Annotated in this window: 8 protein-coding genes; 5 read left to right on the top strand and 3 right to left on the bottom strand. The window is 39.2% G+C overall.

Annotation, left to right across the window (positions count from 1 at the left end; translation table 11 throughout):
* Positions 1 to 13: 13 nt before the first annotated feature.
* Complete coding sequence (locus tag AC1FXP_RS16710) at positions 14 to 1,204, bottom strand: YecA family protein (protein ID WP_480063148.1); 1,191 nt, start codon at positions 1,202 to 1,204, stop codon at positions 14 to 16.
* 227 nt (positions 1,205 to 1,431) lie between these two features.
* Entirely contained in the window at positions 1,432 to 1,611 is a 180-nt protein-coding gene (locus tag AC1FXP_RS16705; protein WP_250095733.1) for a small acid-soluble spore protein H, read from the bottom strand.
* 291 nt (positions 1,612 to 1,902) lie between these two features.
* Between AC1FXP_RS16705 and AC1FXP_RS16700 the strand changes: the two genes are divergently transcribed.
* From AC1FXP_RS16700 to AC1FXP_RS16680, 5 genes are all read left to right on the top strand, one after another.
* Positions 1,903 to 3,474 (top strand): response regulator, encoded by a 1,572-nt coding sequence (locus AC1FXP_RS16700; RefSeq protein WP_480063147.1) that lies wholly within the window; start codon positions 1,903 to 1,905, stop codon positions 3,472 to 3,474.
* Positions 3,474 to 4,550 carry a HEAT repeat domain-containing protein gene (locus tag AC1FXP_RS16695; RefSeq protein ID WP_480063146.1) on the top strand — a complete coding sequence of 359 codons (1,077 nt, stop codon included), beginning with the start codon at positions 3,474 to 3,476 and terminating at the stop codon, positions 4,548 to 4,550. The genes AC1FXP_RS16700 and AC1FXP_RS16695 overlap by 1 nt, the downstream gene beginning before the upstream one ends.
* Positions 4,547 to 5,947: a glycosyltransferase family 2 protein gene (locus tag AC1FXP_RS16690; protein ID WP_480063145.1), complete on the top strand. Its 1,401-nt coding sequence runs from the start codon at positions 4,547 to 4,549 to the stop codon at positions 5,945 to 5,947. Before AC1FXP_RS16695 ends, AC1FXP_RS16690 begins: the two co-directional genes overlap by 4 nt.
* A gap of 213 nt (positions 5,948 to 6,160) precedes the next feature.
* Entirely contained in the window at positions 6,161 to 9,352 is a 3,192-nt protein-coding gene (locus tag AC1FXP_RS16685; protein ID WP_480063144.1) for a hypothetical protein, read from the top strand.
* Between the two features lie 27 nt (positions 9,353 to 9,379).
* Entirely contained in the window at positions 9,380 to 11,401 is a 2,022-nt protein-coding gene (locus AC1FXP_RS16680; protein ID WP_480063143.1) for a sensor histidine kinase, read from the top strand.
* Here AC1FXP_RS16680 and AC1FXP_RS16675 read toward each other — a convergent pair whose 3' ends face one another.
* On the bottom strand, positions 11,402 to 12,067 hold the full coding sequence (locus tag AC1FXP_RS16675) for a response regulator transcription factor (protein ID WP_480063142.1): 666 nt from the start codon (positions 12,065 to 12,067) through the stop codon (positions 11,402 to 11,404).
* Positions 12,068 to 12,322 lie beyond the last annotated feature (255 nt).

The raw sequence follows: 12,322 nt of genomic DNA, 5'->3' as shown, positions 1-12,322 counted from the left end.
TTTAGGAGATTTATTAATTCCCACAACATTTTTTATACTTCTTTTTACTCCCACATGGACATGGATCGTTTCGGCCGACCTTTTGTTTCGTTTTCATGTCATAGACTTTGCTCCGGTCAGAAGGTAATGGTCGTAAGAATTTCTTCTCTGTTTGAAAGACTTCATGCGGAGTATGGCCTTTTAAAATCCACTGCCTTGTGTTATTCATAAAATCCATTAGTTGATCCATTGCTGCTTGTACGTCTTTGATACTGTCGAATTCGATATAATCTTGCAACATATCAAGAAGTTCAGATGGTTGTTGTCCCGTTTGAATCGCTCCTTGGAACTCTTCTACAATATCATCAGCTTCTTGCTGGTTTATATTAGTATGTTTTAGTAGATATTGAGCGAATTTACGATAGTTAGCGTTTCGTTCTGTATAATATGGCGTCCCTGATTCTAGCAGTTTTTCTTTAGAGAATGGATAATATTCCAGATTGCTTCGCATCTTTTGTTCGGTTAGTACTTCTTCTGGATGTAAGACCTCAACATGTGAGAAGTAATCTACGTGAGGCTCTATTTCATCATAGTATAAAAGAGAATCGTAAATCACATTGAAAAATTCAAGTAAATCGATGTCGGTTTTTGTGTATTGTTCAACCATTTTTAGCAATGTGTCTACCGGCAGCACTCCATAGAAGTAAAGCATTCCGTACGTAAGTTTGATCCACTCTGTATTTCGTTTTATTGTGGCCATTGCGTTCTTGTCTTTTTCTAAGGAAGTGAGTTGTTTGACCATATCTGTTGGCATTGCTAAAACCTTTTCGCCGTTATAAGTTCCCGTCAGGATAAATCCAGTCGTCCGAAAATAATCGATTTGTTCCAACTCGAGCCAAGGGGCTTTGATCACTCCACCTTTTTGAATGAGTTTTTTCAAAATGCTGTAGCGCTCTGTATCCCATGTTAAGAAAAGATTCTCAAATAAAGATGGGATCTTTTCGTGAAATAACGCAACTAATTCTGTTTTATTCAAGCTGCTTGCGTTTTTAATAGAGTAAAGTTTGCGGATGTCATTTAATTCATCTTTAGTCAGCAATTTTAAGCTTTCATTAAGTGTAGAAGGAATAGAAAGGTTGCTCCAATATTTTCTATTAATTCGTTGGTTTGTCATTTTTATTTGTTTGTCGAGCTCATCATAATGATGTTGCTTTTGATTGTCCATATGTATCACCTCTAGATCGGTGCGTTGGTTTCCGATTTCGTTTTGCGAGCTTGTCCTGATTATATAGGATTTATTGGTGGTTTGTATAGGTTGAGGGGGAGATAAGTTTTTTTAAAAAAAAGGAGGGGGCAGATCTAAAAAGTTCGATCATCTTCTCTCCACGATAGCTGCTTAAGCTAGATCAACCTCTCATCACTTGAATGAGAGGTTAATTTGTTTTGGGGAGCTTATTGCTCAGTTAACTCGTTTACCGAAACACTTTGTTTGCTGTTTGGATTATCTAGTGGATGAACTGTAGCTTGTCCACTACCTTGATCTACATGCTCAATGTAAACAGCTTGTCCGTTATACATCACGTTTTTCATTTCTGTTGATGAGCAGATTTGTTGTGCGCGCTGTGCGTCCATAATGGCTGTACCTCCTTTGGATTTTAACATTTATACTATTTGTCTTCTGCCCGGAAGATATACAGAATTTGTGGAAATGATTTCTTCTTTTTGCTGGAAGCTAGTATGAGGAGCGGATATGTCGGTTGGACAGAAAGTAGATCTAGAAAAAATGCTAATAGGTGTTAATGAAAAATGAGATTTGTAAAATAAAGGGCTTTTTTTATGACTTTAAGTCACTACAACAGGACTTTCTTCCTGCATACAATAAACATATACTATTTGAAAAATCGAAAATAAGAGTGATGCATAATGGCATTTTCAAAAATGGAATTGAACCAGTATTTTTGGGAGAGAAGTAAGAAGGAGTTAGCAAATTATTTAATTCTTGCTAAAAAGGATAACCATTTTTTTGATAATACGGATCAGGTACAAAACGTGTATGATTCTCTTCAGAAAATAAAAGATAGCGCCTACTTACTTCATGAAAAAGATATTCATTTACTTGTCGTTTATTTATTAAAACAGTTTAAAAAGAAGAGAGTATTTGTAACCGTACCGCAAGAAAAAAAAGCAATAATCTTGTTTGGGTTAAAAACATTATTGAAACTCCTTCTAAAGTATACAGACGATCTTTATGAAAAAAAAGAGTCTGAACAGAACGCTATCATTCTTGTTTATGATCATGACGAACTGTTTGTTCAATGGTTACAGGATGAGTTCGTTCATTCGCCATTTCATATTCTTTTAGTGAAACCCGGTGATATTGTCCCACTTATGTTACAAAAAGCTCCACAAGCGGTTTGTATAAATTTGTCGGAACCATCATTTCTCAAATCTATTCGACAGTATGAGCAATTGTCACATATCCCTTTGATCGGATTCTGTTCAAAAGTAAATGAAGAGCATCTACGGATGGGGGTTGATCATGTCATACAGAAGCCTTTTTCAGCCCAGTTACTAGCTTCATATTTAGTAAACAGTATCCGAAATAACAGGAGTTTAGCGCGCTCCACTTATAGCATCCAACAAATTGAAATGTCACAGATTATAGAAAAAGAGTGGCAGAGGTATAAGGACTCTCACGCTCCATTTACATTAATACACATCCGATTACAAGTAGCCCAATCGCCTCACGAACTACGAGTAGAAGAAATCTCTATGTATATGCAGCAGCTTTATCATCAAATATCGAAAAAGATGAAAAGTTACGCAGAGATAAGAGGGTGGGATCAACAGTCTATTATGGTGATGCTGCCGATGTCAACGATTGAGAACACACCTACCTTTATTGAAAAGGTCGAGACGTTGCTTACAGAAATGCAAGATGAGTTAAATCTATCGTCTCTAGTAAGAATTCGAGTAATTGAGAGTGAACATACGTATAGCGGTTATAAAAATATGGTGAAGCGATTAGAAACGGCTGTTGTTCACAGCAAAAGAACGGTCTACTATTTTTCTCGCTTTATAAAGCCTTGTGTAAGTGAAACGATAAAGAAGCCGAAAGTACTAATTGTAGATACGGACCCCATTTCACCAACGATCTTACGTAGTCATTTTCAGGCAAAAGATTGGGAAGTGAGAATTTGTTTAGATGTTGAAAAGGTTTGGGAGGAAGCTATGGAATTTTCTCCGAACATCGTTATAAGTGAAACGAAAATGGATGGGCTGGATGGTTTGACGTTTTGTAAAGAGATTCTTCAAATGCCTCAATTTGCAAACGTTATCTTTGTTTTCTTGAGCGTTCAGCGCTTAAGCCAAACGATTATTCGAGGGCTCGAGGCGGGTGCTGATGATTATATTTTCAAGCCATATGACGTAGAGGAAGTGGAGGCACGATTACTTAAAAGTTGGAAGAAGATTGCGAAGAAAGGGGAAGGATAATGCTATTTTTTTCTCTGCTCATTGTCTTTTCATGTATCGTTTTTCTGTTATTGGTGATGCTGCTCGTTTCCCTTATTATCCGAAAAGCAATCTTTAATCATCAAACGAAAAAAAAGGAACAGTATTATGAATGGATGTATCCAAAGCTAAGTGCTTATATATGTACAGGAAACAAGGCTTTTACTCGTGGACTGTATCCTAAAGAAAAATGGAAGCGTAAGGTAATCCTTAATATTTTAGCGAAAGTGATTTCAACTATTAACCGACCTCAAGAAATTCAGCGTATCCAAGAATGGTGTAAAATAAACGGAATCACGAACCAATTGAGGAAGGGAATGGAAGACAAGCGTTGGTGGGTTGCTGCAGAAGCGATTCGACTTGCTGGAAAACTGCAATTGGTGGAATTATCTCCATCTATCGCTAAGAAATTGAGCTCAAAAAGGGATGATATTTGGCTCGATTCAGTTCGGACGCTTAGCTTGATGGATCAAAATAAGGATACGATTCGTTTTCTCGCCGAATCCGGTCATAAGGTGAAAGCCGCTACGTTGTTTCAAACAGTTGAGATTTTAGCAGCTGGGAACGAACAGGATATGGAGATGATGCTGTCATCTGTTCAGCGCTGTATTCCACCGGTGCAGCTTGTGTTTATAAAGGTGTTTGAGTTAAGACGGCTCGTGCGGGCGCTCCCATTTCTTGAGGAGTCGTTAGCTTCACATATTGATGCAGAAATGCGCCTGCAGTCGTTAAGAGCGATTGCTTCGATCAGAGTAACTTCGATGCCGGATCAGATTATTACTTTTTTAACTTCTCCGTCTTGGATGGAACGCTTGAGAGCGTTGGAAGTTATTCAAGCTTGTCATATCAAAAGTGCTTTGCCGTTATTTGAACAGTTGTTAGCTGATGAGAATTGGTGGGTTCGGCTGCGCTCGGCGGAAGCTTTATTCGACTTTGGAGTGAGCGGGAGGAAAAAGCTCGCGTGGTACAGCCAATTTCATACAGATTTATATGCTTGTGATATGGCGAAAAAAGTTTTATATGAGAAGGGAAAAAAGAAGGAAAAGATGATTATATGACGTTCTTTTACCAGCTTTTTTACTTGTTTAATATGTTCATTTTTCTTTATGTTTTGTTTGTTGCTTTGTTGTACTTATTCCTGCTGATTTTATCTTTGATTCACATTCGAAAGCATATGAAAAGCTTGTATAACCAAAAATATGAAGAACTAAGTGTGTCGCCTCTTACCCCGCCTGTATCGGTTATTGTGCCAGCTTATAACGAAGAAATTACGATTGAAAATAGCATTCTCTCTTTTTTAAATCTTAACTATCCAGAACATGAAGTGATTGTCATTAATGATGGCAGTCAGGACCGGACGTTAGATGTCTTACTAGAACGTTTCAATTTGTTTCAGATTCCAAAAGCGATCAGTCAAAAAGTTCCTACGCAATCTATTCAAGCTGTGTACCGTTCAGTTCAATATCCTAATTTGATGGTGATCGACAAAGAGAACGGGGGGAAGTCGGATGCGTTGAATGCGGGTATTAATGCGTCTAGTTGTCCTTATTTTTGTACAGTTGATGCAGACTCAATCTTAGAGCACGACGCATTACTGCGGACGATGGGGCAAGTTGTTGAAGGAGACAATGTGATTGCTTGCGGAGGCATCATTCGGATTGCCAATGGCTGCCGCATCCGTAACGGGAGGGTCGAGAAAGTAAGTTTGCCTAGAAATGTTGTGGCTTTGCATCAGGTGATTGAATACTTGCGATCTTTTTTAACGGGACGAATCGGCTTTTCTAAAATTAATGGGTTGCTAATTATTTCTGGAGCCTTTGGGATCTTTCGGAAAAAAGATGTTATTGAAGTTGGGGGCTACTCTACAAAGACGGTTGGAGAAGACATGGAGTTGGTCATCCGTTTACAAAAGAATTTGTATCGAAAAAAGGAGAAAGCAAAGGTACTCTTTGTGCCCGATCCGGTTTGTTGGACGGAGGCACCTGAAAGTTTGAGAGTTTTGTATAGGCAGCGGTCGCGGTGGCATATCGGATTGCTGGAATGTCTTCTGCTTCATAAAGAGACAATATGCAACCCGAAATACAAAAATATGGGACTCATATCGATGCCATATTTCCTCTTTGTCGAATTGTTAGGACCTACTCTTGAGTTAATCGGTCTCATTCTCGTTCCTATCGGCTTATACTTAGGGATTATTAATGTTCCTTTTGCAATAGTCTATGTGATTGCGACGATTCTATTTGGTATTTTCTTATCGCTAGGAGCTATTTTATTAGAAGAAATCAGCTTTCGAAAGTATTCGAGGGTTCGAGATTTAGTCAAATTAGCTTTTTTTTGTTTCGTTGAAGCACTTTGGTTTCGGCAGATTAATGCTTTTTGGAGAACGTGGGCGTTTATACGGTTTCTCAAAAACGATAAAGCGTGGGGCAATATGGAGAGGAAGGGGTTTCACTGAGGCCACTGAAAAAGGTGTGGTTTTTACCTTTTTCAATGGCCTTTAAGCAATGAGCGGAACCGTTGCTTTGTCTTAAAGCCTGCTATGAGTGGGTTTCTCATAGCAGGCGCGCGACGTGTAGAGCCATTGCTGCTTCCTCGAATCGGCTAAAAAGGACTTTTTCAGTGCCCTCGTTTCACTCTTCCTCTAAGTAACTAAAAAGGAGGCCGTTGTATGAGAATCATTATAAAAATAATGATTGCTTTGTCCATATTTGTAGTAATGGGTCTTCCTTGGATTGTATGGCATTTTCAAGAAGAGCGAGTTGTCAATGTGGCTATTGTTGATAAAACGGTTCCAGACTCGACGTATCGGGAGCATAAAGGATTAACATGGCTTCTGAATCATTTTAAGTATATAAAAAGCGAGGAATTTCCTAGAAGTGAGAATAGAAGATATGAACTGGAAAGCGATTATTTCGGCTTTTTTCCACTTGAAGAGGAGGAGTATGAAATTATTGAGCTGCCTTCTGCTCTTCCATCCGTCGATCTGGTCTATGTGGCAGATACGTATGGTGTTTACGAAGAGGAGTTTTATGGGGTAAATATGGAAGGGAACCGATCGGAGAAAATCTATGGTGGGATGACAATGGAAGAGTTGAATACGATTAAGAACGAACTCTTTCAAGGAAAAACGTTAATCATGGAATTTAATACGTTCGCATCGCCCACGGCGCCTAATGTCAGAGAGCAAGCCTATGATTTGTTAGGAATCAAGTGGACGGGGTGGATTGGTAGATATTTCGAAGATCTTTCAAGTGAGGAAGTGCCTGTGTGGGCCATTCAAAATTATGAAGAACAAGAACAATATCCATGGACTTTTCAAGGGGCAGGGATGGTTTTTGTCGATGAAAAAAATGACCGAGTTCTCGTCCTGGAGGAAGGTGGAGAGTTAGGGAGGCGAGCTTGTCAACTGACATTTACCGAGAAAGGGCAAGAACGTTTTGGTTTGAAGGGAGACTACTATTATAACTATTGGTTTGATATTAATGAAGCAATCAATGGAAGCGAAGTCCTAGCTACCTATCAGTTGGATGTGACGGAAAAAGGGCGGAAAAGGCTTGAGGAGTTTGGAATTCCGGTTACCTTCCCGGCAGTTGTTCAAAATTCTCAATCGAACTATCAAACGTACTATTTTGCAGGTGACTATGCAGATACGGATGACGTTCCTTTCTTCTACCAAGTCTATGGAGTAGATAAGCTGTTGCAGTGGTTTAGCTTAGACTCGAAAACGAGCTTAGCGCCATTTTTTTGGAAGGTGTATGTGCCGATGATGAAACAGATTTTAGAAGATGTGTATGAGCAAAAGCAGTCGTATGAAACGGTTAGTCATGACATTGATACTGACGGAAGTATCAAGCTGAATGCCCGGACACATGGGAAGAAGTTTCAAGTTAGGAGAGACGGAGGTTGGACAGATTTCACGATAAAGGGAGTGAATGTCGGTATTGCCTTACCTGGAAAATGGTTCACCGATTTACCGGATCGCGAAAGAATCTATTTGGAGTGGTTTGAGAAAATAGGCGAGATGAATTCGAACACCGTTCGTGTTTATACGTTAATGGATCCGTCTTTTTATCGTGCTCTTTATTTATACAATCAGCAAAACGAAGAGAATCCTTTATGGCTCATGCAGGAGATATGGCCATTTGAGTCGTTGATGGAAGAAGACTACCAATCTAGTGCTTATAAAGAAGAGTTTTTACAAGAGATTCGTTACGTCGTTGATGCCATTCACGGCAACGCGTCGATTGAAGAGCGGAGCGGAAGAGCCTATGGTGAATATCGCTTTGATGTTTCCCCTTATTTACTCGCTTATCTCGTGGGCAGAGAGTTTGAGGCAGAAGAAGTGATAACGATGAATAAGTATGATAATGGCTATGTGTTTAAAGGTGACTATCTTGGCGCTGAACAAGGAAGTCCTTTTGAAAACTGGTTAGCTTTTAATTGTGATTATTTAGTAGCGTATGAATCGGAGAACTATCAATGGCAGCATCCGGTTGGAATTGTCAGCTGGCCAACTCTCGATCCGTTGGAACATGATTCTGAGTGGAATGTGGAAGGTGACAAATCGTTACGATGGAATGACAGTGTATCGATCGATATTCGTCACTTTACGATGGAGCCTAAAATGAAAGCCGGTTTCTTTGGTGCGTACCATATTTATCCAAACTATCCTGATTTTATGAACAACGAGGAATCGTTTAACGATTATCATGATGACGAAGGGAGATTGCGTTACGGAGGCTATTTACAAGCATTTATGGAGACACACGGTGAGTATCCAGCTGTAGTCGCCGAATTTGGGTTAGCAACGGGGATGGGGAATGCTCATGTGAGCCCTGATGGCTATCACCACGGCAGTTTATCCGAAACGGAACAGGGAGAGGGCACGGTTCGGATGATGAAAGCAATTCTTAGAGAAGGGTATGCTGGAGGACTCATTTTTGAGTGGATCGATGAATGGGCAAAAAAGACATGGACGACTGAGTCATTTATGATTCCATATGAGAGACATGTGCTATGGCATAATGTGATTGACCCTGAGCAGAATTACGGGTTACTAGCCATTGAAGCGATCGAACCGGAAGAACCGGAATTAACGATTTACGACCATGACGATCAGTACATTCAAAAAATTAACGTCGCTCATAATGAGTCGTTTTTGTATTTGGATGTCGTCTTCGATCGACCTTTGGACTTGACCAACTATCAATTATTTATAGGTTTGGATACGTATGACCGGAAAAAAGGAGAGCGGCGTTATCATCCTGATCTCTCTGTGGAGGCCCCTTCAGGAATGGAGTTTTTAATTAGCATAAGAGAAAAAGGAGATGCACAGCTCCTAGCGATTCCAAGTTATAATAAAGGGGAGTTGACATTAGCTTCAACTCGAGCAACAGATGGCATTTTTACAGAAATTCGACCATTAATTAATGCTGCGGTCTATATGAAAAATGGGGAATGGACAGAGGCGATTTATGAAGATGCCAGCAAGCTTCGTTATGGTCCTTTTAAAGGGACATATTCTCACTGGTACAAACATGAAAACTCGTTATTAATTAGGATTCCTTGGGGACGAATTAATGTAACTGACCCCTCTAGTCGAATGGTGTTGCATGATCAAAGAACCTACACGTACTACCCCGAAAGAGACACGTTTCAGACGGTCCAAACGGATGGCTTTTTGATCACCGCTGTATTGCAGGAAAATCATGATGGGAAGATTGCTGACCTCTTCCCAGGTACGAATTTTATCGAACGCCCTCCTTTATATACGTGGCCAACGTGGGAGTTCCCTCAGTATGAAGTGCGTTTGAAGGACAGCTATTCGATTATTCAAGAATACTTCGGTACGATCCCATAAGATATGAAAAAGGTAGGGGGGAGGCAAATGAAACGAGCTGTTATGCTCATTTTCATGTTGTGTATGGCTTGTCTCATAGTGCTTCATACAAACATGTTTGCAAAAGCTGAATCAAGATTCGTCATAGATGATTCAAATCATGATCAAATTGTGTCGCTAGAAGGTGAATGGGAATTTTATTGGGGACAATTGCTCACTCCAGGTGTGGATCACTTTTTGGACTTGGAGCCAGATTTGGTTCAAGTCCCAGCATCCTGGAAAGACCAGGTGGCAATTGGAGAACCGATCCCAAAAGAGGGATATGCAACGTATCGTACTCAACTGGAAATTCCTGCAGAGGAAGTCGGAAAAAACAAAGCTTTGTATGTCAGGCATGTAGGAAGTGCTTATGATCTATGGATTGATGGCGACAAAAAAAGCAGCATCGGAGTAGTGGGAACAAATGGAGAAGAAGAAGTTCCAATGATGCGCCTGAAACTTGTTTTTTTTGAACCGAAACAAGAAACCATTGAAATCGTCGTTCAAGTTTCCAATCATTCGTTCCGTGAAGGAGGAATCTTTGGCGATGTTTTATATGGGAGTCCTGAAGCACTGATTCCAGCCATATTAAAGAATTTGGTCAAAGATCTATTTCTTATTGGTGGCCTATTTCTCATTGGTTTGTATCATCTAATAATTTTTGGTTTTTGGAAAAGAGAGCTTCCGATTTTAATGATCGGCCTCGGTGGAATAGCAGTTGCTGTAAGAATGTTATTGCTAAATGAATATCTTGTATTTTTGTTAGTTCCGGTGATAAGCTGGGAGTTCATGGTGAAATTGGAGTATCTCATAGAAGTAGGAGCTTTCTTGTGCCTTGTTCTTTTGATGAAGTTTATGTATCCAAAGGAAGTACAGAAAATGCCGCTAGCAATTGCCAGCCTTTTTGCTGGAGTGGTTAGCTTATACATTCTCTTTTCACCTACTCATTTGTTTACGGAGACGATGCTGATCCATGTGCTGATTATGGCTCTCATTCTGATTTATTTTGTTTTTTACGTTGGCATGTTAGCTGCAGTTAGAAAAAGAGAAGGGGCGATTGTTAATCTTATTGGGGTTTCGATTATTATGATGGCGGCCATCAATGATGCCCTCTATTGGACTCAACTAATTCAAACGATCAATCTCCTCGAGTTTAGCATTGTATTATTTATTTTATTTCAAGCAGTTATTATTTCTTATCGTTACTCGTTACTCTTTCATAAAAACAAGCAACTTACCAATGAGTTGATGACGATCAATCAAACACTTGAGAAAAGAGTTCAAGAACGAACACAAGAGTTAGAAGAAAAAAGAGATCAATTAGTGCAAAAGAGACAGATTCGAACGAAAATGTTAGCAAATATTGCCCATGATCTAGGGTCACCTATCGTGGGGGTCCAAACATACTTACAGCTGATGAAAGAAGGAAAAGTAAAGAGTACTGATCAGATTCTACATCAGCTATTAGCAAAAATGACTTATATGAAACGCCTTGTTACGGATCTATTCGAATTATCAAAGCTAGAGTCAAGAGAATTATCATTTCAGTATGAAACTATGAGTGTGAAAGCATTCGTACAAAAAGTTAGTGAAAAGTTTTCTTCCGACTTAAAGCGCCACAACATGGAACTAGAGATGGGAGAAATTGAAACAAAACTGGCTGGAGAAGAAACCTATATTCATATTGACTTATGGCGTATTTTCCAAGTTCTTCAAAATTATATCGACAATGCGATCAAATTTAGCGGCCATAAAGCTTCGACAATCACGTTGAACTGTTACTCTCGTCAGAAAGAGGCTGTGATTTGCGTAGAAGTAGTGGATTACGGGATTGGTATTTCTGAGGAAGACTTGTCACAAGTGTTCCATCGTTTTTATAAAAAGCGAGAAGGAAACGGAGGAGGAAGCGGACTTGGATTGACCATCTCAAAAGAAATTATCGAGCAGCATAACGGCAAAGTCGGAGTCGTGAGTGAAAAAGAAAAGGGAAGTACCTTTTCTTTTACATTGCCGATTGTTCGTCCAGAGTAACTATTGTTGACGTTTTGATAAATATTCAATCGCTTCTCGGCGGTTTTTTACTTGGAGTTTGTCATAGATGTTGGTTAAGTAATTTTTGATCGTTCCTTCACTTACAAATAACTTTTGAGCAATTTCTCGGTTCGAGAGCCTTTTGAACAAAAGGCTCATTACTTCTTTCTCTCTATGGGTAAACAGATTACTAGATGAGATAAACGACGGAAGTAAGGTACTTTCGTCATTTGATTTCCCCTCTAATAAAAATTTCGACAACTTTTTCGCTGCATCAGGTGAAATTAGGTGCTGTCCGTCTGCAACATCTCGGATGGCTTTTATTAATTTCTCGAAGTCAATCCCTTTAAGCAAGTAGCCATTTGCCCCATAAGCGAGTCCTTCAATAACATAATCTTCTTCATTGAACGTTGTTAAAAGCAGGATCGGAACGTTTAAGTTTAATTTCCGTATTTTTTTTATGCATTCAATCCCACCCATGACAGGCATTTTTATATCGATGACGGCAATATCAGGCTGGAGTTTTTGGATTTTATGGATCGCGTCTAAGCCATTTTCGGCTGTACCAACAACTTGCATATCTTTCTCATCGTTAATGACGATTTCTATACCTGTACGAAAAAACTCATCATCATCGACGATCAAGACATTTAATATTTTCATCATGTAAAACCACCTTTTTTCAGAAAGTTCCGTCTACGTTTGTAGGTATATAGTAACATGTGAGTATACTATTATTCTATATAAATAATGTCGGAGTATTCTTTGTTTTTTTTGAAAGGGATGGTGGGTAGAATATAACATTTAAGCATCTAAAAAATTTCCTGTGGAAGAAACGTGAAAGAAAAATCAGGAACAAGAAAATGAATCGCGCAAGAACATAAAAATAAATTAATTTAATTAATTAATGGTAAAGCCGGA

The sequence above is a fragment of the Halalkalibacter sp. HAAS-P013 genome (genome assembly GCF_056619925.1).
This window is presented reverse-complemented; position numbering and strand designations above follow the sequence as displayed.